Here is a 22,024-nt window from a genome sequence, read left to right as displayed (position 1 = left end):
CCGGGCCCCGCGCAGACGCGCCCGCACCGCCCCGGCAGCGGTTCCGGCCCCCGGCCCGTTCGGCGCGACTCCGGTACAATTTCGGGAGAACCGCCCCTCGCCCGCACCGCGCGTGACGCATGCCACGCCCGCGACGCCGCCGGGGTCCGTCGACGACGCGCGAGACCACCCGGCCGCGCGATCCGCGCTCTACCACTCTCGCAGGTCCAGCACCCATGTCCAACACCACGAACCAGGCTCTCTTCGAACGCGCCCAGCGCACCATTCCGGGCGGCGTGAACTCGCCCGTGCGCGCATTCCGCTCGGTCGGCGGCACGCCGCGCTTCGTCGAGCGCGCGCAAGGCGCGTACTTCTGGGACGCCGAAGGCAAGCGCTACATCGACTACATCGGTTCGTGGGGTCCGATGATCGTCGGCCACGTGCATCCGGAAGTGCTCGAAGCCGTCCAGCGCGTGCTCGCCAACGGCTTCTCGTTCGGCGCGCCGACCGAAGCCGAGATCGAGATCGCCGAGGAAATCTGCAAGATCGTGCCGTCGATGGAACAGGTGCGCATGGTGTCGAGCGGCACGGAAGCGACCATGAGCGCGCTGCGTCTCGCGCGCGGCTTCACGAAGCGCGACCGCATCGTCAAGTTCGAAGGCTGCTACCACGGCCACGCCGACAGCCTGCTCGTGAAAGCCGGCTCGGGCCTGCTGACGTTCGGCAACCCCACGTCGGCGGGCGTGCCGGTCGATACCGCGAAGCACACCACCGTGCTCGAATACAACAACGTCGCCGCGCTCGAAGAAGCGTTCAAGGCGTTCGGCGACGAAATCGCCGCCGTGATCATCGAGCCGGTCGCGGGCAACATGAATCTCGTGAAGGCCACGCCGGAGTTCATCCACACGCTGCGCGCCCTGACGGCGAAGCACGGCAGCGTGCTGATTTTCGACGAAGTGATGTGCGGTTTCCGCGTCGGTCTGCGCGGCGCGCAGGCGCTCTACGGCGTGGAAGCCGACCTCGTCTGTCTGGGCAAGGTCATCGGCGGCGGCATGCCGGCGGCGGCGTTCGGCGGTCGTCGCGAAATCATGGATCACCTCGCGCCCAACGGCACCGTCTACCAGGCGGGCACGCTCTCGGGCAACCCGATCGCCGTCGCGGCGGGCCTGAAGACGCTGCAACTGATCCAGGCGCCCGGCTTCTACGAAGACCTGAGCGCGAAGACCGCGCGTCTCGCACAAGGTCTCACGCAGGCCGCGCGCGAAGCGAACGTGCCGTTCGTCGCCGATTCGGTGGGCGCCATGTTCGGCCTCTATTTCGCCGAAAAGGTGCCCGGCAGCTTCGCCGAAGTCACGAAGAGCGACGTCGCGCGCTTCAACCGCTTCTTCCATCAGATGCTGGACGCGGGCGTGTACTTCGCGCCGTCGGCGTACGAAGCGGGCTTCGTGTCGAGCGTGCACGACGACGCGATTCTCGACGAAACGATCGCCGCCGCGCGCCGCGCCTTCGCCGCCGAAGCCGCAGCGAAGTAAGGTCCGCGCACTGAGCTGACGCACAAGCCGACGCACTGAGCGACCACCCAGCCGAAGGCGGGGCGCACGCCCCGCCCGTCCAACCGACCGCCGCCGCGGAGAAAGCACGACGATGTTCTCGCAAGCCGATTTCGTCCACATGGAACGCGCGCTCGCCCTCGCGACGCGCGGCCTTTACACCACCGATCCGAACCCGCGCGTCGGCTGCGTGCTGGTCAAGGACGGCGCGGTGATCGGCGAAGGATTCACGCAGCCCGCCGGTTTCGATCACGCCGAAATCCAGGCGATGAAGGACGCCCGCACGCGCGGCCACGATCTGCGTGGCGCGACCGCCTACGTGACGCTCGAACCGTGCAGTCATTTCGGCCGCACGCCGCCGTGCGCGAACGCGCTGATCGAAGCGAAAGTCGCGCGCGTGATCGCGGCGATGGAAGACCCGAATCCGCTCGTGTCCGGGCGCGGCCTCTCGATCCTGCGCGACGCGGGCATCGACGTGCGCTGCGGCCTGCTCGCGAAGGAAGCGCGCGAGCTGAACATCGGCTTCGTCTCGCGCATGACGCGCAAGCGTCCGTGGGTGCGCATGAAAGTGGCCGCGACGCTCGACGGCCGGACCGGTCTGCCTTCCGGCGAAAGCCAGTGGATCACGGGCGAAGCCGCGCGCGCCGACGGTCACGCCTGGCGCGCGCGCGCCTCGGCCATTCTCACGGGCATCGGCACCGTGAAGGAAGACGATCCGCGCATGACCGTGCGCGCGATCGACACGCCGCGTCAACCCAAACGCGTGCTGATCGACAGCCGCCTCGACGCCTCGCCGCTCTCGCAGATCTTCGTGGGCGCGCCCACGCTCGTGTTCTGCTCGAAGCTCGACGCCGCCACCGAGGAACGCGCCGAAGCGCTGCGCGCGCGCGGCGCGGAAATCGTCGCGCTCGGCAACGAGCACGGCAAGGTCGATCTGCCCGCGATGCTCACGGAACTCGCGGCGCGCGGCGTCAACGAGCTGCACGTGGAAGCGGGCTACAAGCTCAACGGATCGCTGCTGCGCGAAGGTTGCGTCGACGAACTACTCGTCTATCTCGCGCCCTCGCTGCTCGGCACGCAGTCGCTCGGCATGGCCGATCTGGCCGCGCCCGCCTCGCTCGATGCGCGCACGCGTCTCGCGTTCCATAGCGTCGAGCGCGTCGGCGACGACCTGCGCGTACTCGCGCGCGTCGTGCAGCCCGAAGCCCACGACGAGCACGACGAACCAGACACGCAGGACGCACAAGAAGGCGACGCATCATGATTCTCCCGAACACCCTGAACGAACAGCTAGAGGACAGCCAGATGTTTACCGGAATCGTCGCGGCCGTGGGCCGTATCGAATCGATCAAGCCGCTCGGCGGCGAAGCCGACGCGGGCGTGCGCCTGAGCGTCGACGCAGGCGGCCTCGGCCTCGACGACGTGCAGCTCGGCGACAGCATCGCCATCCAGGGCGCCTGCATGACCGTCATCGACAAATCGGCGACCACGTTCGACGTCGACGTGTCGCGCGAAAGCCTGAACCGCACCGTCGGTCTCGCCGATAAGGGCGAAGTGAATCTGGAAAAGGCGCTGCGCGCGCACGACCGGCTCGGCGGCCATATCGTCTCGGGCCACGTGGACGGCCTCGGCACGGTCACGCGCTTCGCGCCCGTGGGCGAGTCGCACGAGCTGCGCATTCTGGCGCCCGTCGAGATCGGCCGCTACCTCGCGTACAAGGGCTCGGTCACCGTGAACGGCGTGAGCCTGACCGTGAATTCGGTCGACGATCGCGCGGACGGCTGCGAGTTCTCGATCAACCTGATTCCGCACACGGTGGAAGTCACCACGCTCAAGCATCTCGCGGCAGGCACGAAGGTGAATCTGGAGATCGATCTGATTGCGCGCTATGTCGAGCGCATGCTGTCGGCGGGCGTGTCGGCCAAGCCTTCGGTCTGAAGTTGATCGGCTCGATTCAGACACGATTCAGACACATTCGCGCACCACGATGGCGCGCGAATGTGTCGTGAATGCCACGACGAAAGCGCCCACGCAAATGGGCCAGCAGAAATTCAGTAGCGCTGATAAACTTCATACCTTACTCGCACGCACCGTCCGGCGCGCTGCGGTTTTCTCACCCGACTTCGAACAAGGAGGCAAAGATGGCAACGATTGAGACCACTGCCGTGATGTCGCGAGTTCGGGTGATGGCGCCACGCGCGCACCTCCTGCTTCCCGCACTGCCGTAGTCCGGCGCAATTCGCGCGGCCCGATTTCGCCGCGCCGTTATTTCCGCGATTCAGCCTGTTTGCGTCCGGCTTTCAAGCCGGCGCGCGAGACGTTTTTCTCCGCGTCATCCGCTGCTCTTCGCGCTGGCTGCTTTGCGCCGCCCTTTTTTGCATTCTCGATGAAGTCTTCGCGCCACCTGGCACGAAGCGCCGTCCCATGGCTGACCAAGACAATCAAAAAGTGACCGGCGGACAGACGTTCCGCCATGTGCTCGGCTTTACGTTCCGGCACTGGATGCTCCAGCCGCTGCGCGTGAGCGCCGTCGCGCTGACCGCGCTGCTCGGCGCACTCGCCGACGTGTTCACGCCGCATTACGCCGGCCAGCTCGTCGACGCGCTCGCGCACGACGCCGCGGGCAGCAACGGCGCCGCGTGGCACGGAGCCGTCTTCGCGTTCTGGGCGCTCACCGCGCTCGGGCTCGGCGGCACGCTGATGCGCCAGGCCGCGTTCCAGAACATCATCGTGCTCACGCTGAAGATGATGAGCGGCGTCGCCACGCACGCCTTCCATCGCGTGCAGCGCTTCTCGACCGACTGGCACGCGAACAGCTTCGCGGGCTCGACCGTGCGCAAGATCACGCGCGGCATGTGGGCGCTCGATCTGCTCAACGACACGCTGCTCGTCGCGCTGTTTCCGTCGCTCGTGATGCTGGTCGGCTCGACCGCCCTGCTCGCGCTCCAGTGGCACGTGATGGGCCTCGTGGTCGGCCTCGGCTCGGCGATCTATCTGGCGATCACCGTGTCGCTCTCGCTGTTCTACGTCGCGCCGTCCGCACGGCTCGCGAACCAGTGGGACACGAAGATGGGCGGCGCGCTTGCGGATGCGATCTCCTGCAACGCCGTCGTCAAGGCCTTCGGTGCGGAGACGCGCGAAGAGTCGCGGCTCGCGCGCGTGATCGCCAAGTGGAATAGCCGCACGCGCCGCACGTGGCGACGCGGCACCTTCAACGGCGGCGTGCAGGGTGCGCTGCTGGTGGCGATGCAGGCGGCCATTCTGGGCGCGGCGCTGCTGCTCTGGGCGCGCGGACTCGCGAGCGTCGGCGACATCACGTTCGCGCTCACGCTGTTCTTCCTGCTGAAAGGCTATTTGCGCGACGTCGGCATGCACGTGCGCAATCTTCAGCGTTCGGTCAACGACATGGAAGAACTCGTGATGCTCGATACGGAGCCGCTCGGCATCGAGGACGCGCCCGGCGCACCGCCGATCGTGATCGACCGCGGCGACATCCGCTTCGAGAACATGACGTTCCGCTACGGCGCGCAGAACGCCGCGCTCTATTCGAACCTGACGCTGCGCATCGCGCCGGGCGAGCGCGTGGGCCTCGTCGGCCATTCTGGCTCCGGTAAAACGACGCTGATCAAGCTGATCCAGCGGCTCTATGATGTCTCGGAAGGCCGCATCACGATCGACGATCAGGACATCGCGCGCGTGCAGCAAGCCTCGCTGCGTTCGCAGATCGCCATCGTGCAGCAGGAGCCGGTGTTGTTCCACCGCTCGCTCGCGGAGAACATCGCCTACGCGCGGCCGGGCGCGACGCACGCCGAGATCGTCCACGCCGCGCAGCAGGCGAGCGCGCACGATTTCATCATGGCGCTGCCGAACGGCTATGACACGCTGGTCGGCGAGCGCGGCGTGAAGCTGTCGGGCGGCGAGCGTCAGCGCGTGGCGATCGCGCGCGCGTTCCTCGCGAATGCGCCGATCCTGATCTTCGACGAAGCCACGTCGAGCCTCGACAGCGAAAGCGAGCTGCTGATCCAGCAGGCCATGGAGCGGCTGATGGTCGGCCGCACGACCGTGGTGGTGGCGCACCGCCTGTCGACCGTGCGCGCGCTCGACCGGCTGCTGGTGCTGGAGCGCGGGCGCATTGTGGAGGAAGGCACGCACGATGCGCTCGTGCGGCGCGAAAACGGTCTGTATCGCCGGCTGTTCGAACGCCAGGCGCTGGAGCTCACGAAGGGTCTCGCCGACGACGTGTTGTTGCGTTAAGCGTTTGCTCGACGGAGCGCGCCGTGTGTGTCACGGGGTCACGGCGCCGCGGCGCCGGCGGCGGCGCGCGCGTGCGGCTGGATGTTCGCGAGGATGTCGGCGAGCGCCTCGCGCGCGCACTCGGTGTCGTAGTGCGCCTGCAGCTCCATCCAGCTGCGCGCGTCGGTGCCGAAATAGACCGCGAGCCGCACGGCCGTGTCCGCCGTGATCGCGCGCTTGCCGAGCACGATCTCGTTGATGCGCCGCGGCGGCACGCCGATGGCCTTGGCCAGCGCGTACTGGCTCACGCCGAGCGGCTTGAGCCAGTCCTCGTTGAGAATCTCGCCGGGCGTGGCGAGCGGGACGTCACGTGCCATGTTGATCTTCCTCAGTGATAGTCGACGATGCGGACCTGCGACGCTTCGCCCTGCGCGAAATCGAAACAGATGCGCGATAGTAACGTCTCGCGTTAATAACGTAAAACGTTACTATTGTCGCGACGGCGCCACGCTCCGACCAGCTAGCCGTTCGGCCAATGCCTGCGCGCGCTTGATCCAGACGGAGCCGGGCGCCGGCAGCGCCCGTGCAGGGCCGCCCGCACCGCCCGGCGCCCCAAAACCCGTCGCCTCGCCCCCGTTCAGGGCGACGCGCCCGCCCGCGTGGCGTAAAATGTGCGCTTTCCAGCCAGATTCCCAACATGACGCTCTCTTCCACCCTTGAAATCATTGCCGAGCTCAAAGCCGGCAAGATGGTGATCCTCGTCGACGAAGAAGACCGGGAGAACGAGGGCGACCTCGTCATCGCAGCGGAATTCGTCACGCCGGAAGCCATCAACTTCATGGCGAAGTACGGCCGTGGGCTGATTTGCCTCACGCTCACGCAGGAACGCTGCAAGCTGCTGAACCTGCCGCTGATGACCCAACGCAACGGCACGCAATACGGCACGGCGTTCACGGTGAGCATCGAGGCGGCGGAAGGCGTCACCACGGGCATCTCGGCGGCCGACCGCGCGCGCACGATCCACGCGGCTGTCGCGCACGACGCGAAGGCCGAGCACATCGTGCAGCCGGGCCACGTGTTCCCGATCATGGCCCAGCCGGGCGGCGTGCTCGTGCGCGCCGGCCACACGGAAGCGGGCTGCGACTTCACGGCGCTCGCGGGTCTCACGCCCGCCTCGGTCATCTGCGAAGTGATCAACGACGACGGCACGATGGCGCGCCTGCCCGACCTCATGGAGTTCGCGCAGGAGCACGGCATCAAGATCGGCACCATCGCCGACCTGATCCACTATCGCAGCCGCACGGAATCGATCGTCGAGCGCGTGGCCGAGCGCACCATGCAGACGGCCCACGGCGCGTTCCGCGCGATCATGTACGTCGACCAGCCCACGGGCACGCCGCACATCGCGCTGGTGCGCGGCACGCCGAAGCCGGACATCGACACGCCGGTGCGCGTGCACGAGCCGCTGTCGATGCTCGATCTGCTGGAAACGGGCTCATCCACGCATTCGTGGACGCTCGACGCCGCCATGCGCGAGATCGCCGAGCGCGATCTCGGCGTGATCGTCATGCTCAACTGCGGCGAGAGCAAGGAACATCTGGTCGAGGTCTTCAAGGCGTTCGACCAGAAAGAGCGCGCGGAGGCGCTCGCACGCCGGCCGGTGGACTTCAAGACCTACGGCATCGGCGCGCAGATCCTGCGCGAACTCGGCGTGGGACGCATGCAGGTGCTTTCGAAGCCGCGCCGCCTCGGCAGCATGTCGGGCTACGGTCTCGAAGTCACCGGCTTCGTGCCCATGCCGGGCAGCAGCACGGAAGCGCCCTGCCCGCCGGAAACGGCCGACCGCGCCGCGCCATAAGCGCGGCTCGCATCCCTTCACGCGTCACCACGCTCAATCGAACCTACGGATACCACATGGAAATCGGACAATACCAACCGAACCTGGACGGCGACGGACTGCGCATCGGCATCGTCCAGTCGCGCTTCAATGAACCCGTCTGCAACGGCCTCGCCGACGCCTGCATCGAAGAACTCGAACGCCTCGGCGTCACGGGCGAAGACGTGCTGCTCGTCACCGTGCCGGGCGCGCTGGAAATCCCGCTCGCGCTGCAAAAGCTCGCGGAAAGCGGCCAGTTCGACGCCCTGATCGCGCTCGGCGCGGTCGTGCGCGGCGAAACCTACCACTTCGAACTCGTTTCGAACGAAAGCGGCTCGGGCATCTCGCGCATCGCGCTGGACTTCGGCGTGCCGGTCGCGAACGCCGTCCTCACGACGGAAAACGACGAGCAGGCCGTCGCGCGCATGACCGAAAAGGGTCGTGACGCCGCGCGCGTCGCAGTGGAAATGGCGAACCTGACGGTGGCGCTGGAACAACTCGACGGCGGCGACGACGACGAGGACGAGGAAGACGAAGAGGAACAGCAATGAAGAGCGCGCGCCGCCGCTCCCGCGAACTGGCCACGCAGGGGTTGTATCAGTGGCTGCTGTCGGGGGTGCCCTCCGGCGAGATCGACGCGCAATTGCGCGGTTCGCAGGGCTACGACAAGGCTGACCATGAACATCTGGACGCCATCCTGCACGGCGTGATTCGCGAGTCGGAGGAACTCTCCGCCTTCGTCGCGCCGTGTCTGGACCGTCCGATCGAGCAGCTTTCGCCGGTCGAACGCGCGGTGCTGCTCGTGGCGACCTACGAGTTCAAGCATCACGTCGACATCCCCTATCGCGTCGTCATCAACGAAGCGGTCGAGCTCACCAAGACGTTTGGCGGCTCGGACGGCTACAAGTACGTGAACGGCGTGCTGGACAAGGTGGCGGCGCAGCTGCGCGCCACCGAAATCCAGTCGGCCCGCAAGTCGTAAAAGTCGTCACGCGGCGAGGCGCGGCGCGCGCGGCCGGAGTTTCCGGCTGCGCCGCCCGCCGACCGTCGCGCTGTCTGCAAGTACTGGAATCACCCGCATGAACACCGTTGCCGAACCGCTGCTGCGGCTTGCCGCGCGCGTCGACGAGATCCAGCCGTTCTACGTCATGGAACTGGCGAAGGAAGCTGCCCAGCTCGAACGCGCCGGACGCGACATCATCCACATGGGTATCGGCGAGCCGGATTTCACGGCGCCCGAGCCTGTCGTCGAAGCCGCTGCTGCGGCGCTGCGCCGCGGCGTCACGCAGTACACCAGCGCGCTCGGTCTGCACGCGCTGCGCGAATCGATCGCCGCGCATTATCAGCACGCGTATGGTCTGAGCGTCGATCCGGCACGGATCGTCGTGACGGCGGGCGCGTCGGCGGCGTTGCTGCTCGCCTGCACGGCGCTCGTCGACCGCGACGACGAAGTGCTGATGCCCGACCCGAGCTATCCGTGCAACCGCCATTTCGTGGCAGCCGCGGAAGGCAAGCCCGTGCTCGTGCCAAGCGGCCCCGACGCGCGCTTCCAGCTGACGGCCGCCGACGTCGAGCGTCTGTGGACTGCGCGCACGCGCGGCGTGTTGCTCGCTTCGCCGTCGAATCCGACCGGCACCTCGATCGAACCCGCCGAACTCGAACGCATCGTGAAAACGGTGCGCGCACGCGGCGGCTTCACGATCGTCGACGAGATCTATCAGGGACTGAGTTACGATGCGCCGCCCGTCTCCGCCCTCTCGTTCGGCGACGACGTGGTCACGGTCAACAGCTTTTCGAAGTACTTCAACATGACCGGCTGGCGTCTGGGCTGGCTCGTCGTGCCGCCGACGCTGGTCGGCGCGTTCGAGAAACTTGCGCAGAACCTGTTCATCTGCGCCTCGACGCTCGCCCAGCACGCGGCGCTCGCCTGTTTCGAGCCCGACACGCTGTCCATCTACGAAGCGCGCCGGCTGGAGTTCAAGCGCCGCCGCGACTTCATCGCGCCTGCGCTGGAATCGCTCGGTTTCACGGTGCCCGTGATGCCGGACGGCGCGTTCTACGTCTACGCCGACTGCACGAACGTGAACCACGCGGCCGCCGGCGACAGCGACGCGCTCACGCGCGCGATGCTGCACGACGCGGGAACGGTGATGGTGCCGGGCATGGACTTCGGCGTGGCCGCCCCGCGTCAATATGTCCGTCTCTCTTATGCCACGGCGTACGAGCGGCTCGAGGAAGCAATCGAGCGACTGCACACGTTCTTCGGGCGCTGATCCGCGCAATCACAGGCAAAAGATGTGAGCAGAAAAGGAAAAAGGCACCCGAGGGTGCCTTTTTCGTTTTGTCCGGTCTTTCTCTTGCTGGCTGGAGCTTGGTGAAGCCGCCCAGTGAGTCGGCTTAAGCGCCGAGTTCAGGCTGAGCGTGCTTCTGGGCCGCCGTGCTGGCGCTGGCGTCGTCCTGGTCGGACGTGCCCTTCACCGAGGTCTTTTCGACCATGGCGTGCGCGCCGTCGAGCGTCACGTGCAGACGCTTGTCGCCGTTGATGCTCGCCACCTTTTGCGGCGCAGGCGAGCTGGCCGTGGTGGTGACGGGCGCCTGCGGCGCATTGATCGGCACGTTGCGGCCACGGGCCACGTCGCGCAGACGCAGACGTTCGGCCATGACCTTGGCGCCGTAGCCGCCGTCGTCCTGCGAGGTCGAACCGACGTACAGACGCAGACCGCCCGGCAGCGAACCGCCGCGCGCGATGCAGTCCTTCAGCACCAGCGCACCGACCTTGATGTTCGCGAGCGGATCGAGCGCCGCGCTCTGGCCGCCGAAGTACTGGAACTTGTCCGAGTGCACTTTCGACATGACCTGCATCAGGCCCTGCGCGCCCACGCCGCTTTCGGCGTAAGGATTGAAGCCCGACTCGATGGCCATGACCGCGAGCAGCAGCAGCGGATCGAGACCCACTTCGCGCCCCGTGTCGAACGCCGCCTTGACGAGTTCGCCGACCGGCTCCTGCGCCACGCGATAGCGACGCGAGATATAGGTCGCGACGAGCGCCTGTTCGCGCGCCGAAACCAGCACGCGGTCGTCGCGTGCGTCGGGCGTGATGCGCTGCGACGGAATCATGCGCGCCAGCGAGCCTACGCTCGGCAGCGAGCGCGGATCGAGGCCGTTGAGCGTGACCGCGTCGAGTGTGGCCATGCCGCCGTTCGAGACGCTGCTGGCCACGTGCGCGACCGCGCCGTTCGAACCGGCGGGCGAGACGCTCGCGAGCGCCGCGCTGTTTGCGCCGTTATCGGGCACGAGCGCGGTCGGCAGGTTCGCGCCGTCGGCGGCCTCGCCATCTTCGTTGGCGGGGACGCCGGAAGGCGTGAACGACGGCAGCGGATTGCCCTGCAGCAGACGTGCGGGACCGGCCTGCACGGCAGCGGTGACGAAGGGCATCATGCGCGCGGCCAGCGTGCCGCGCCACGTGGGCAGCAGCCAGATGGCGAGCGCGAGCAGGACGGCGCAACCGCCCACAATGCTAAACAGGTGATGGCTAAGACGCGTGCCACGCCGCAGCAGCGCACGCAGGCCAAGAGCGAGACGCTCGTCGGCGCGCCACCACGATAACCAGGTATTCATCTACAGATCTCCCCATGTTGCATGATCCGGCGACCGAAGTCGGCGCGAGGCCGATGGCCAATCGCAGGATCAAGACGGCGCGCGCCCTGGCTGGTGCGGCAGCGACGTCGGGAAAAACGGCAACAAAGTACGCCGTTGGTGGAGCTCCTCCAGTACAGCGGGCACGCCTTGGGCGCGCATGGGAGCTCTCACGCGAACAGCCGGCGCGAAGGCGCGCCAGCGAGGACAACCAATCTAGACCGTGGGAAGCCGTGCAGGGAGTCGGCTAGACGGCGACGCGTTGCGTCTGAAGGACCGGGACGGTGGTTAAAAATTGCAAGCCCTGCAACCAGTGTGGACGGATTCTAGCAGGGATTTATAGACCGTCAACACTATAGAATGTCAAAGTTATAACTAATTGTAATAATGAACACCGTTCAATTCGTCAAGAACCGCGCGCCATGCGCTTCTCCAGCCAGTTGGCCGATCGGCTGACAGCGTGCGTCAGCTAACACAGGTAAAATCGACAATCGTTTTGCCCCTGCACTCGCCGCGCGCTGCGGCTCCGACCCTATCCTGATGAAATACAAAGACTTGCGCGACTTCGTCGGTCGCCTGGAGACGCTCGGCGAACTGCGCCGCGTACCGCAGGCCGTCTCTCCGGTGCTGGAAATGACCGAGCTGTGCGACCGCGTCCTGCGCGCGGGCGGCCCCGCCCTGTTATTCGAGAGCCGCGCGACCCATGCGTTCCCCGTTTTGGGCAATCTTTTCGGCACGCCGCGCCGCGTCGCGCTCGGCATGGGCATCGACGCGCCCGAGAGCGCCGGTGACGGCGCCGCGCTGGAGTCGCTGCGCGACGTGGGCCGCCTGCTCTCCGCGCTCAAGGAACCCGAGCCGCCGCGCGGCCTGAAAGACGCGGGCAAACTGCTCACGCTCGCCAAGGCCGTCTGGGACATGGCGCCGAAAACCGTGAGCGCGCCGCCCTGCCAGGAAATCGTCTGGGAAGGCAACGACGTCGATCTCGCGAAGCTGCCGATCCAGACCTGCTGGCCCGGCGACGCCGGTCCGCTCATCACGTGGGGCCTGACGGTCACGCGCGGTCCGAACAAGACGCGCCAGAACCTGGGCATCTACCGCCAGCAGCTCATCGGCCGCAACAAGCTGATCATGCGCTGGCTCGCGCATCGCGGCGGCGCGCTCGACTTCCGCGAATTCGCGTTACGCAATCCTGGCAAACCGTATCCGGTGGCCGTGGTGCTCGGCGCCGATCCGGCGACGATCCTCGGCGCGGTCACGCCGGTGCCCGACACGCTCTCCGAATACCAGTTCGCCGGTCTGCTGCGCGGCGGCCGCACCGAACTCGCGAAGTGCCTGACGCCCGGCGTCGAGTCGCTGCAGGTGCCCGCGCGCGCGGAGATCGTGCTCGAAGGTTTCATCTATCCGCAGGACGGCGCACCGGCGCCCGCGCCCGCTGGCGCGCCGCCGCGTCCTTCGAAGGGTGCGAGCGCCGCTTACGAGCACGCGCTCGAAGGTCCCTACGGCGACCACACGGGTTACTACAACGAGCAGGAATGGTTTCCCGTTTTCACGGTCGAGCGCATCACCATGCGCCGCGACGCGATCTATCACTCCACGTATACAGGCAAGCCGCCCGACGAACCCGCCGTGCTCGGCGTCGCGCTCAACGAAGTGTTCGTGCCGCTGCTGCAGAAGCAGTTTCCCGAGATCACCGACTTCTATCTGCCGCCCGAGGGCTGCAGCTATCGCATGGCGATCGTGCAGATGAAGAAGAGCTATCCGGGGCACGCGAAGCGCGTGATGTTCGGCGTGTGGAGCTTCCTGCGGCAGTTCATGTATACGAAGTTCATCGTGGTCGTCGACGATGACGTGGATATTCGCGACTGGAAGGAAGTGATCTGGGCGATCACCACGCGCATCGATCCGGCGCGCGATACGGTGCTCGTCGAAAACACGCCGATCGACTATCTCGATTTCGCGTCGCCGATCGCGGGGCTCGGCTCGAAAATGGGCCTCGACGCCACCAATAAATGGCCTGGCGAAACGAACCGCGAGTGGGGCCGCGCAATTGAAATGACGCAGGACGTGAAGACGCGCGTCGATCGTCTTTACGAAGAGCTGGGGCTCGGCGGCGCGTGAAAAACCGCCGGCGATTCACGCACGGCAACGTGTGAATCGCCGCATGACGCGCTCGATCCGCACCGCGACTTGCGTGACGTGTGCCGCGCACGCGGCATGCATCTATATATAGAGTGCGCGCGCAACGCATCGCCCGCGCGCCGACCTTGAAACGCGACGCCGACCGACGCCGCGCGTGACGCGCCGCCGCCCCACCCGGCCGCGGCGACTTCGACCCGAGGAGACATGAAGATGAGCCAGTCCGCATCCGAACGCCTGACCCAGCTGAAGGATCCCGCACTCTTCAAGACGCGTGCGTGGATCGACGGCGAATGGAGCGGCGGCGGCGCGACGTTCGCCGTGCTCGATCCCGCCGACAACGGCGAAATCGCGCGCGTGCCCGACTTCGGCGCCGATGAAGCGCGCCGCGCGATCAACGCCGCGAACGCCGCGCTGCCCGCGTGGCGCGCGAAGACCGGCAAGGAGCGCGCGGCCGTGCTGCGCCGCTGGTACGACCTCGTCATCGAACACGCCGACGACCTCGCCGCCATCATGACCGCCGAGCAAGGCAAGCCGCTCGCCGAAGCGCGCGGCGAAGTGTTGTACGGCGCTTCGTTTCTCGAATGGTTCGCCGAAGAAGCGAAGCGCGTGAACGGCGACGTGCTCGCGAGTCCCGCGAGCGACCGCAAGCTCGTCGTGCTCAAGCAGCCGATCGGTGTCTGCGCGTCGATCACGCCCTGGAATTTCCCGATCGCGATGATCACCCGCAAGGTCGCGCCCGCGATCGCGGCGGGCTGCACGATCGTCGTGAAACCGGCCGAGCAGACGCCGCTGTGCGCGCTCGCACTCGCCGAACTCGCGCAGCGCGCGGGCGTGCCGAAGGGCGTATTCAACGTGATCACGGCCGACTCGGCGAACTCGATCGAAGTCGGCAAGGCGCTCTGCGAAAGCGATATCGTGCGTCATCTCTCGTTCACGGGATCGACGCCGGTCGGCCGCATTCTCATGCAGCAATGCGCGCCGACGGTGAAGAAAATCGCGCTCGAACTCGGGGGCCACGCGCCCTTCATCGTGTTCGACGACGCCGATCTGGACGCCGCCGTTCAGGGCGCCGTGATCTCGAAATATCGCAACGCGGGCCAGACCTGTGTCTGCACCAACCGCTTCTACGTGCACGACAAGGTCTACGACGCGTTCGTCGACAAGCTCGCGGACGCCTCGCGCAAGATCAAGGTAGGCAACGGCTTCGAAGCGGGCGTGAGCCAGGGCCCGTTGATCGACGACGACGCCGTGGCCAAGGTCGCGCAGCATATCGACGACGCCACCGCGAAAGGCGCGAAACTCGTCGCCGGCGGCAAGGTCACGGAGGGCCGCTACGTCGAGCCGACCGTACTCGCCGACGTCACGCGCGACATGCTGATCGCGCGCGAGGAAACCTTCGGCCCGGTCGCCGCCGTGTTCCGCTTCAGCGAAGAAGCCGAAGTCATCGCGCTCGCCAACGACACCGAGTTCGGCCTCGCCTCGTACTTCTACAGCCGCGATCTCGGCCGCGTCTGGCGCGTGGCCGAAGCGCTCGAGTACGGCATGGTCGGCATCAACACGGGGCTGATCTCGAACGAAGTCGCGCCGTTCGGCGGCGTGAAGCAATCGGGACTCGGGCGCGAAGGCTCGAAGTACGGCATCGACGAATACGTCGAGCTGAAGTATCTGTGCATGGGCGTTTGAGCACGCGCTTTCAGCACACGATGAGTACGTAATCTCGCTACGATCCGCCCGGCGTCCACGATGCGCCGGGCGCGCAGTACACCGCGCATCACGTGCGGTCGAACGACAACAACAACGGTTTTATGCCTCACTTTTCCCTGCTTTCCGACGGCTTTTTCCTCTCGCTGTCGCTCTGTCTCGACATCGGTCTCGTCAACGTCGCGATCATCTCGCTCACGCTTTCGCACGGTTTCCGGCCGGGCTTCTGGCTCGGGCTCGGCTCGTGTTTCGGCGACCTGATTTACGCCGCGCTCGCGCTCGCGGGCATGGCGGCGCTGTTGCAATTCGAATCGGTGCGCTGGGTCGTCTGGATCGGCGGCGCGGCCATCCTGCTGATGCTCACGTGGAAGATGGCGCGCGAAGCGCTCAATCCGGCTGCCGCACCGCCCGTCGAAGGCGAAGCCGACAGCGCCACGCCGCGGCCCGATCCGTGGCGCAGCTTCGCACGCGGCGTGCTGCTCGCCGTGTCGTCGCCGAGCGCGATTCTGTGGTTCGCGGCCGTGGGCGGCGCGCTGATCGCCAAGTCGGGCGCAACGAGCGGCGCATCGGCGGCCGTGTTTCTGTCGGGCTTTTTTCTCGGCGGCCTCGGCTGGACGCTGTTCCTCTGCGGCCTTGCGAGCCACGGGCGCAAGCGCGCCGGCACGGGCTTGCTGCGCGCGTGTCACGTACTGTCGGCGCTGCTGTTCGCGTATTTCTCCTACAGCGTGATCGTGCACGGCTATCGCGATCTGATCGTGCCGCACGCGTCATAGAAGCAACTACGCGCCGACGCAATCGGGCGTCACCAATGCAAACGGCGCAACGCGGCGTGAGCCGGCGTTGCGCCGTTGTCGGGTCAGTAACGACCTGAAAGCGTGCTGATGGCCGCTTCAGTTGGCCGATTTAGTGTCGATACCAGCCACCGTGGTAGCCGTGATAGCCGCGGTAGTAACCGCCGCCGTGATGCCAGTACGGACGGCCATAGTAGCCATATCCAGGATAGGCCCCGACCACCACGGCGGGCGGCGGTGCATAGACCACCGGCGGCGGCGCGTAGACGACAGGCGGGGGCGGCGGAGCATAGACCGGCGCGGCGTACACCGGATAAGCCGGCGCAACAGGAATCCCGATCCCGATGCCCACCGAAACGTGCGCCTGGGCAGCACTGACGAACCCCACACCCAGCGCAGCGGCAACGATAAACGATACGGTCTTTTTCACTTCTCTTCTCCTGGCGGGCGACGAGAGCGTCGCTCCACATGACGGGCACTGCCCACAGAAGAACTGTATCGAAAACGTATCGCGTCAAAGGTAGCCATTTGTTGCAAATTGCAATTGCGGATACGGAGGTCCTGGCGCGCGATCAAGGTATGAACGCGTATTTCGTCCTAAGAAAGCCCCCTGGCGCGCGGCATCGGGGCTTGCACGCCTTCGGGCGCTGCCGTCCGGTCAGACTTACCTGAATCGGCCGGCGTGCGCCGCGCTGCCCGGTAATGTTTGATTACAAATTGACTGACGCCGCTAACGGCGGTCCAACCGCACCAGAGCGCATCAAAGCCGCCCAAAACGACGATGCCCGGTCCGAAGACCGGGCATCGCCATCAATCAAAGGTAGACGCAGCCAGCACGCTGCGCGTCGCAGCCGCCCTATCCGACTTTCACGTAGGTGAATTCGCGTGAGACATTCGGCGGAACATAGGCGCCGCTGATCTGTACGCGGGGCGTGAGACGCTTCTTCTGATCCCACCAGCGACGACGCTGATAAGGCGTGAGAAATCGCAGATGCTTTCTGTAAGAGAAGATGCTCATGGTTAACTCCCGAATCGGACAACCGCCAGGACACAGCCAAATTGCACGACAGCTACAGCTAAACCGGAGTCATTGAAGATAGTGTGCACAGGTTTGCGAACCGTGACCGCAGTGTTGCGAGATAGCCGCAGTCGTTGCACATATCGCCGGGGATCTGTTCGTCGCGTTCACCCCGTGCTGCATCGCGCCGTGCACGCCTGCCCTGACAGCAGTTTGCATGCCACGTTCGAGTCCAATTCGAATCTTTCTCATACGGTGCCGTCGCGCCCTGCCGCCTTGCGGCCTGTCACGCCAATCAGGCTGCGTCGATGCGCCAGTTTTAACCGCCCTTGGCGGATTGCTTCGTACGAAAGCGAACATTGCGTGGCGCGTTACCGTCAGCCCACTGTAGCCGTTTACGCCGAACGTCGTCGGGATCGTGCTCGCAGAACGTAGGGAGCGGGTTCGCACGGCCTCCGCGCCCGCATACTGACAATCCGTCAGCCGTGGTAATGTGGCAACGGCGCGCAGGTGCCATCCGCCACGCGCGCGCTTCGGGATTCATCGACGAGAACGCACAATGATCAAAGTCAGCATCCTCTACCCGTCCCGCGAGGGCGGGCGCTTCGACAGCGAGTACTACGCCACGCATCACATGCCGCTCGCGGCACGCCTTTTCGGGGACGCGTGCAAAGGCTGGTCGATCGATATCGGCATCAACGCGGGGCCGCCGGGCACGCCGCCGCCGTATGTCGCGATCGGTCACTTCCTGTTCGAAACGCTGGACGCCTTTTACGAGGTGTTCAAGCAGCACAACAAGACGCTCGTCGACGATATTCCCAACTACTTCGACGGCGGAAATGGCACGATTCTGATCAGCGAAATCAAGGTTTCGGTCTGATTCGCGCGGCGGCCACACGCTCAGCGACCACCCGCTTGCGCCGCCCTTAGTCAATCCTCAAAAGAAGGAAACACCTCCGATGTTCGGCGATATCGCCCGCTTTTTGCTCAATACGATCTTTACGTTGTTCGGCGCCGCGCTGCTGATGCGCGCGTGGCTGCAATTCGTCCGTGTGCCGCCGTACAACCCGGTGACGCACGCGATCCAGCAAGCGACCAACTGGCTCGTCATGCCGCTGCGCCGCGTGATTCCGGGCGTGCGCGGCATCGACTGGGCCAGCATTGTCGCGGCGCTGATCGCCGCGATCGTTTTCGTGCTGCTGATGGTCTGGCTCGCGGGCATCGATCCGCTCGGCCTGCTGCCCACGCTGCTGATCGTCGCGGTGCTCACGCTCGTCAAATGGGCGCTCAACCTGGTGATCTGGGTGACGATCCTGATGGCGCTGCTGTCGTGGCTCAATCCGCGTTCGCCGGCCATGCCCGTGCTGCTGCAGGTCACGGCGCCGTTCCTGAATCCGCTGCGCCGCATCCTGCCGAACTTCGGCGGACTCGACCTTTCGCCGATCCTGCTGTTCGTGATCGTGCAGGTGCTGCTGATGGTGGTCACGCGCGCGGCCGTCTCGCTCACGATGTTCGGGATTTGATCCGCGCCGCCCTCGCGGCATCCGCCAGCGGGGCGCAATTGCGCTCCGGGGCGGATTCCGCGTAAAATAGCGCGCTCTGCGGGTGTCGTATAATGGTTATTACCCCAGCTTCCCAAGCTGGAGACGTGGGTTCGATTCCCATCGCCCGCTCCACGTTTTCCGATGTTTTCTGTTGTTTCCGCTTGTTCCTGCGCTTCGACTGAATGCGCGATTCAGAGCGCAACTCAAAGCACAACGCACAGTCCACGGGCAAACCGCCCGGTCAGCCTGACCATCCCCCAAAGACGTTCCCGGCGCTAACATGCGCGGCGCATATCGCCCTCGGCGCATGCGGGCTCTGCTTCGTTTTTGTCCGCGCAAACGGTTGCGCAGCCTCGATTTCGGGCTTTCTGCACCGATCAAGCCGCGGACCTGACTTGCGGACTTAACTGCGGCCTCGCCGCCCGATGCGCTAGCATCACGCCTTGTCCACCCTGCGATGGATCCGCGATTTACCCTGCGCGACGCGCGCAGGCCAGCAACAATGCAACGATTTTTCATGTCCCGCCGCAGCGCCATTGCGCTGATCGTCCAGGCGCGCACGGCCGCGCTGGCTCACCACGAAGACCGCCTGCCCGCCGAAATCGAGCGGCAGCAGGCGCTGGCCGGCGACCTCGCGCGTCTGCTATTCGACGTGCGCGCCGGCCGCGTCAGCGAATTCGAACTCAAGGCGTCGTCGATGCACGTCACCGTGGCCTCGGACTGAGCACGCGCGACCGCCATCCCGAGCCGCGGAAGGCCGAAGCCGCGCTGCTATAATGCGCGGCGGCTTCGCACCGGGCGCCGCAAGACGCCCCGCCGCCCGACGTCCGGTCCAGCGAGCGCACGCGCGCCGCGCGTCCGGCGCAGAATGAACGAACCGCGTGAACGACGTGCGCGAACGAAGCGCGCCGCTCGAACATCGACGCTAGAACATCGCCTGTTACCCGCCGCCACGGTCGACCTGCGCGCCGCGACATTCGCCGCGCGATGCGACCGATCGCGGCATCGAGCGCCGCGACACCCGCTGCCCTCACCTGCCCGTCCTCGAAGATGAACCACGAATCCAACGACGCAGCCCGCCCCGGCTGCACGCCGCCCGCCGAAGCGGACGAATCCGCCACGAAGCTGCCGCAGCAAACGGCCACGCCCGACGACGCCCATGAAGACGCGCCCGCCATCGCAGCCGATGAAGACGGCGACGAAGGTGCCGAAGAAAGCGGCGAAGAAGGTGGCGAAGCCCTGCACCGCCGCCGCATCCGCAGCTTCGTCACGCGCGCCGGCCGCGTCTCGACGGGCCAGCGCCGCGCGCTCGACGAACTCGGTCCGCGCTACGTCGTGCCGTACACGCCCGCCCCCGCCGACTGGGACGCCACCTTTGGCCGCCACGCGCCGCGCGTGCTGGAAATCGGCTTCGGCATGGGCGCGAGCACGGCGGAAATCGCCGCGCTGCGTTCCGGCGACGACTTCCTCGGCGTCGAAGTCCACGAACCGGGCGTGGGCGCACTGCTCAAGCTGATCGGCGAGCAGGAACTGACGAACATCCGCATCATCCAGCACGACGCCGTGGAAGTGCTCGAACAGATGATCGCGCCCGACAGCCTCGACGGCGTGCACATCTTCTTCCCCGATCCGTGGCACAAGGCGCGCCATCACAAGCGCCGCCTGATCCAGCCGAAGTTCGTGCAGTTGCTCATCTCGCGCATGAAGCCCGGCGCGTATCTGCATTGCGCGACCGACTGGCAGAACTACGCCGAGCAGATGCTCGAAGTGCTCAGCGCCGAGCCCGAACTCGAAAACACGGCTGCCGATTACGCGCCGCGCCCCGACTATCGTCCGGTGACGAAGTTCGAGCGTCGCGGGCTGCGTCTCGGCCACGGCGTGTGGGATCTGGTGTTCAAGCGCCGCGCGGCCTGATCCGCCGGACACGCGCGATTTTTCTCGCGCAAATGAAAAACGGGCACCCGAGGGTGCCCGTTTTTCATGGCGAGTGCGCCGCGCTCAATTCCAGTCGAGACCGCCGCCATAGCCGATCAGCAGGATCACGAGACCGAACGCGATGCGATACCACGCGAAGGCCGTGAAATCGTGCGAGGCGACATAGCGCAGCAGCCAGCGCACGCACGCGAACGCGCTCACGAACGCGGCCAGAAAACCCACGCCGAAGAGGCCGAGCCAATCGACCGACAAGGTCTGCCAGGTCTTGTGCAGCTCGTAGAGCGTCGCGCCGAAAATCACCGGAATCGCGAGAAAGAACGAGAACTCGGTGGCGACGCGCCGTTCCAGACCGAACAGCATCGCGCCGATGATGGTCGAGCCCGAGCGCGACATGCCGGGAATCAGCGCGAAGCATTGCGCGCAGCCGACCTTGAACGCGTCGAGCACGGTGATTTCGTCGAGGGAGTTCACGCGCGCGGGCGGCGCGGTGCTGGCCGTTGTTGCACCGGTCGTCGCCGCGCTCGCGCCGTCCGCTGCAGCGACGCTCAAACGGCCGCCCGAAGCCGCCGCCGCGCGCCGCCGCCCTTCCACCCAGAGAATGATCACGCCGCCCGCGACCAGCGCGAACGCCACCGGCACGGGCGAGAACAGCATCGACTTGATCGCCTTCTCGAACATCAGGCCAAGCACGACGGCCGGAATCGTCGCCACGATCACGTTGAGCGCGAAGCGGCGCGCGTCCGGCCGCGAAGGCAGACCGACGACGACGCTGCCGATCTTGCGGCGGAATTCCCAGCACACGGCGAGGATGGCGCCGAACTGGATCACCACGTCGAAGGTCTTTTCGAACTCGCCGTCGAAGCCGAGCACGCTGCCCACCACGATCAGGTGGCCGGTGCTCGACACCGGCAGGAACTCCGTGAGTCCCTCGACGATGCCCAGAATCAGGGTCTTGCAGGTTATCAGCCAGTCCATCCGTTCTCCTCGCCATTGAGTGCGCCGGACGGGACGCCAGTCGAATGGTCGAAGCGCGCCCGCCGACGGCTGTGCGGCGGGCGTTTCGTCGCTTATTTCTCGACGATCTGCACGCGTATGCCGTTTGTAAGGATGGTGATTGTACCGGGTTCGTAGTTCACACCGGCAAACTGAAGTTGATCCGGCTTGAAGGTGTAGACCGGATAGTTGGTCAGCAACTGCGTCGCCGCCAGCGCGGCCACCGCGTTCACCTGCTGCGCGTAGCCGGCGGCGTTGCCCTGCATGTCGACGCTGTCCACCGACGGCGCGCGCAGCAGCACCGAGCGGCTCGCGGCGTCATAGACCAGTTCGCTCGACAGCGTGAACGCGCCGTCCACCGGCTGCTGCATCAACGGGCTGGCCAGATGCGCGTCGACGCGGATAGCGACGCGGTTGCGGTCCGGCAGCAAGGTCACGACCGGATTCGTGAGCGCCACCTCGAACAGCTGCTGCACCGAACGGTGATACGGGAACTTGCGCTGCACCGCTTCCTGCACCTGCTCGCGCGAGAAGGTGTAGTGATCGGGGATGAACGGAAAGGTGCCGGTCGCGCAGGCGCCGAGCGACATCGCCGCGCCGGCTGCGGCGCAGGCCGCGAGCAGAAAGGC

General features: G+C 66.2%; 21 protein-coding genes and 1 tRNA gene. 16 read left to right on the top strand and 6 right to left on the bottom strand.

Features of this window, described 5'->3' with window-relative positions; all coding sequences use genetic code 11:
• The first annotated feature begins 215 nt into the window (after window positions 1-215).
• From hemL to G3N97_RS23760, 4 genes are all read left to right on the top strand, one after another.
• Complete coding sequence (hemL, locus tag G3N97_RS23775) at window positions 216-1,511, top strand: glutamate-1-semialdehyde 2,1-aminomutase (protein ID WP_065058147.1); 1,296 nt, start codon at window positions 216-218, stop codon at window positions 1,509-1,511.
• A 112-nt stretch (window positions 1,512-1,623) separates the two neighbouring features.
• The gene (ribD, locus tag G3N97_RS23770) at window positions 1,624-2,793 is read left to right on the top strand and encodes a bifunctional diaminohydroxyphosphoribosylaminopyrimidine deaminase/5-amino-6-(5-phosphoribosylamino)uracil reductase RibD (protein ID WP_205995399.1); all 1,170 of its coding nucleotides are present in this window, start codon (window positions 1,624-1,626) and stop codon (window positions 2,791-2,793) included.
• Between the two features lie 41 nt (window positions 2,794-2,834).
• A complete protein-coding gene (locus tag G3N97_RS23765; RefSeq protein ID WP_205995401.1) occupies window positions 2,835-3,467 on the top strand; it encodes a riboflavin synthase in 633 nt (210 codons plus the stop codon).
• Window positions 3,468-3,953: 486 nt separating this feature from the next.
• Complete coding sequence (locus G3N97_RS23760; protein ID WP_205995398.1) at window positions 3,954-5,783, top strand: ABC transporter ATP-binding protein; 1,830 nt, start codon at window positions 3,954-3,956, stop codon at window positions 5,781-5,783.
• A 38-nt stretch (window positions 5,784-5,821) separates the two neighbouring features.
• Here the strand turns inward: G3N97_RS23760 and G3N97_RS23755 are convergent, their stop codons facing one another.
• Window positions 5,822-6,139, bottom strand: a complete 318-nt coding sequence (locus G3N97_RS23755; protein WP_205995397.1) for a HigA family addiction module antitoxin — start codon at window positions 6,137-6,139, stop codon at window positions 5,822-5,824.
• 320 nt (window positions 6,140-6,459) lie between these two features.
• On the opposite strand from G3N97_RS23755, the gene ribBA reads away from it, so the two are divergent.
• The 4 genes from ribBA (at window position 6,460) to G3N97_RS23735 (ending at window position 9,911) form a co-directional block, all read left to right on the top strand.
• Complete coding sequence (gene ribBA, locus G3N97_RS23750; RefSeq protein WP_205995396.1) at window positions 6,460-7,620, top strand: bifunctional 3,4-dihydroxy-2-butanone-4-phosphate synthase/GTP cyclohydrolase II; 1,161 nt, start codon at window positions 6,460-6,462, stop codon at window positions 7,618-7,620.
• Between the two features lie 56 nt (window positions 7,621-7,676).
• Entirely contained in the window at window positions 7,677-8,189 is a 513-nt protein-coding gene (gene ribH, locus G3N97_RS23745) for a 6,7-dimethyl-8-ribityllumazine synthase (RefSeq protein ID WP_065058140.1), read from the top strand.
• The gene (gene nusB / locus G3N97_RS23740) at window positions 8,186-8,620 is read left to right on the top strand and encodes a transcription antitermination factor NusB (protein ID WP_065058139.1); all 435 of its coding nucleotides are present in this window, start codon (window positions 8,186-8,188) and stop codon (window positions 8,618-8,620) included. Before ribH ends, nusB begins: the two co-directional genes overlap by 4 nt.
• A gap of 97 nt (window positions 8,621-8,717) precedes the next feature.
• Window positions 8,718-9,911 carry a pyridoxal phosphate-dependent aminotransferase gene (locus G3N97_RS23735; protein ID WP_205995395.1) on the top strand — a complete coding sequence of 398 codons (1,194 nt, stop codon included), beginning with the start codon at window positions 8,718-8,720 and terminating at the stop codon, window positions 9,909-9,911.
• A gap of 124 nt (window positions 9,912-10,035) precedes the next feature.
• On the opposite strand, the gene G3N97_RS23730 is transcribed toward G3N97_RS23735, so the two are convergent.
• Window positions 10,036-11,256, bottom strand: a complete 1,221-nt coding sequence (locus G3N97_RS23730; RefSeq protein WP_205995394.1) for a transglycosylase SLT domain-containing protein — start codon at window positions 11,254-11,256, stop codon at window positions 10,036-10,038.
• A 558-nt stretch (window positions 11,257-11,814) separates the two neighbouring features.
• On the opposite strand from G3N97_RS23730, the gene G3N97_RS23725 reads away from it, so the two are divergent.
• The 3 genes from G3N97_RS23725 (at window position 11,815) to G3N97_RS23715 (ending at window position 15,887) form a co-directional block, all read left to right on the top strand.
• Window positions 11,815-13,392, top strand: a complete 1,578-nt coding sequence (locus G3N97_RS23725; protein WP_205995393.1) for a UbiD family decarboxylase — start codon at window positions 11,815-11,817, stop codon at window positions 13,390-13,392.
• A gap of 231 nt (window positions 13,393-13,623) precedes the next feature.
• Window positions 13,624-15,096, top strand: coding sequence for an NAD-dependent succinate-semialdehyde dehydrogenase (locus tag G3N97_RS23720; protein WP_205995392.1), 1,473 nt, complete (start codon window positions 13,624-13,626; stop codon window positions 15,094-15,096).
• Between the two features lie 122 nt (window positions 15,097-15,218).
• Complete coding sequence (locus G3N97_RS23715) at window positions 15,219-15,887, top strand: LysE family transporter (RefSeq protein ID WP_205995391.1); 669 nt, start codon at window positions 15,219-15,221, stop codon at window positions 15,885-15,887.
• A 130-nt stretch (window positions 15,888-16,017) separates the two neighbouring features.
• Here the strand turns inward: G3N97_RS23715 and G3N97_RS23710 are convergent, their stop codons facing one another.
• Window positions 16,018-16,335 carry a hypothetical protein gene (locus G3N97_RS23710; RefSeq protein ID WP_205995390.1) on the bottom strand — a complete coding sequence of 106 codons (318 nt, stop codon included), beginning with the start codon at window positions 16,333-16,335 and terminating at the stop codon, window positions 16,018-16,020.
• Window positions 16,336-16,761: 426 nt separating this feature from the next.
• Window positions 16,762-16,923, bottom strand: a complete 162-nt coding sequence (locus G3N97_RS23705) for a hypothetical protein (RefSeq protein ID WP_173816818.1) — start codon at window positions 16,921-16,923, stop codon at window positions 16,762-16,764.
• A gap of 559 nt (window positions 16,924-17,482) precedes the next feature.
• Here G3N97_RS23705 and G3N97_RS23700 point away from each other — a divergent pair.
• The 5 genes from G3N97_RS23700 (at window position 17,483) to trmB (ending at window position 20,381) form a co-directional block, all read left to right on the top strand.
• The gene (locus G3N97_RS23700) at window positions 17,483-17,803 is read left to right on the top strand and encodes an EthD family reductase (RefSeq protein ID WP_205995389.1); all 321 of its coding nucleotides are present in this window, start codon (window positions 17,483-17,485) and stop codon (window positions 17,801-17,803) included.
• Window positions 17,804-17,882: 79 nt separating this feature from the next.
• Window positions 17,883-18,446, top strand: coding sequence for a YggT family protein (locus G3N97_RS23695; protein WP_205995388.1), 564 nt, complete (start codon window positions 17,883-17,885; stop codon window positions 18,444-18,446).
• Window positions 18,447-18,524: 78 nt separating this feature from the next.
• Window positions 18,525-18,599 (top strand) — tRNA-Gly (locus tag G3N97_RS23690).
• 385 nt (window positions 18,600-18,984) lie between these two features.
• Window positions 18,985-19,191 (top strand): hypothetical protein, encoded by a 207-nt coding sequence (locus tag G3N97_RS23685; RefSeq protein WP_205995387.1) that lies wholly within the window; start codon window positions 18,985-18,987, stop codon window positions 19,189-19,191.
• 326 nt (window positions 19,192-19,517) lie between these two features.
• Entirely contained in the window at window positions 19,518-20,381 is an 864-nt protein-coding gene (trmB, locus tag G3N97_RS23680; protein WP_205995386.1) for a tRNA (guanosine(46)-N7)-methyltransferase TrmB, read from the top strand.
• Window positions 20,382-20,465: 84 nt separating this feature from the next.
• On the opposite strand, the gene G3N97_RS23675 is transcribed toward trmB, so the two are convergent.
• Complete coding sequence (locus tag G3N97_RS23675) at window positions 20,466-21,377, bottom strand: undecaprenyl-diphosphate phosphatase (RefSeq protein ID WP_205995385.1); 912 nt, start codon at window positions 21,375-21,377, stop codon at window positions 20,466-20,468.
• Between the two features lie 92 nt (window positions 21,378-21,469).
• A partial coding sequence (locus tag G3N97_RS23670; protein WP_241030789.1) for a DUF1439 domain-containing protein occupies window positions 21,470-22,024 on the bottom strand: 555 nt, incomplete at its 5' end.

The sequence above is a fragment of the Paraburkholderia sp. Ac-20347 genome (genome assembly GCF_017104805.1).
In the GTDB taxonomy this organism is placed as follows: domain Bacteria; phylum Pseudomonadota; class Gammaproteobacteria; order Burkholderiales; family Burkholderiaceae; genus Paraburkholderia; species Paraburkholderia tropica.
Note: the sequence above shows the minus strand (reverse complement) of the source record. Positions and strands in the feature narration are given on the sequence as shown.

Coding starts and splice junctions, on each gene's coding strand:
- G3N97_RS23675 (WP_205995385.1), bottom strand. CDS start 21,377: ATGGACTGGCTGATAACCTGCAAGACCCTGATTCTGGGCATCGTCGAG.
- G3N97_RS23725 (WP_205995393.1), top strand. CDS start 11,815: ATGAAATACAAAGACTTGCGCGACTTCGTCGGTCGCCTGGAGACGCTC.
- G3N97_RS23715 (WP_205995391.1), top strand. CDS start 15,219: ATGCCTCACTTTTCCCTGCTTTCCGACGGCTTTTTCCTCTCGCTGTCG.
- G3N97_RS23735 (WP_205995395.1), top strand. CDS start 8,718: ATGAACACCGTTGCCGAACCGCTGCTGCGGCTTGCCGCGCGCGTCGAC.
- ribD (WP_205995399.1), top strand. CDS start 1,624: ATGTTCTCGCAAGCCGATTTCGTCCACATGGAACGCGCGCTCGCCCTC.
- hemL (WP_065058147.1), top strand. CDS start 216: ATGTCCAACACCACGAACCAGGCTCTCTTCGAACGCGCCCAGCGCACC.
- G3N97_RS23695 (WP_205995388.1), top strand. CDS start 17,883: ATGTTCGGCGATATCGCCCGCTTTTTGCTCAATACGATCTTTACGTTG.
- nusB (WP_065058139.1), top strand. CDS start 8,186: ATGAAGAGCGCGCGCCGCCGCTCCCGCGAACTGGCCACGCAGGGGTTG.
- ribH (WP_065058140.1), top strand. CDS start 7,677: ATGGAAATCGGACAATACCAACCGAACCTGGACGGCGACGGACTGCGC.
- G3N97_RS23700 (WP_205995389.1), top strand. CDS start 17,483: ATGATCAAAGTCAGCATCCTCTACCCGTCCCGCGAGGGCGGGCGCTTC.
- trmB (WP_205995386.1), top strand. CDS start 19,518: ATGAACCACGAATCCAACGACGCAGCCCGCCCCGGCTGCACGCCGCCC.
- G3N97_RS23755 (WP_205995397.1), bottom strand. CDS start 6,139: ATGGCACGTGACGTCCCGCTCGCCACGCCCGGCGAGATTCTCAACGAG.
- G3N97_RS23705 (WP_173816818.1), bottom strand. CDS start 16,923: ATGAGCATCTTCTCTTACAGAAAGCATCTGCGATTTCTCACGCCTTAT.
- G3N97_RS23760 (WP_205995398.1), top strand. CDS start 3,954: ATGGCTGACCAAGACAATCAAAAAGTGACCGGCGGACAGACGTTCCGC.
- G3N97_RS23765 (WP_205995401.1), top strand. CDS start 2,835: ATGTTTACCGGAATCGTCGCGGCCGTGGGCCGTATCGAATCGATCAAG.
- ribBA (WP_205995396.1), top strand. CDS start 6,460: ATGACGCTCTCTTCCACCCTTGAAATCATTGCCGAGCTCAAAGCCGGC.
- G3N97_RS23685 (WP_205995387.1), top strand. CDS start 18,985: ATGTCCCGCCGCAGCGCCATTGCGCTGATCGTCCAGGCGCGCACGGCC.
- G3N97_RS23730 (WP_205995394.1), bottom strand. CDS start 11,256: ATGAATACCTGGTTATCGTGGTGGCGCGCCGACGAGCGTCTCGCTCTT.
- G3N97_RS23720 (WP_205995392.1), top strand. CDS start 13,624: ATGAGCCAGTCCGCATCCGAACGCCTGACCCAGCTGAAGGATCCCGCA.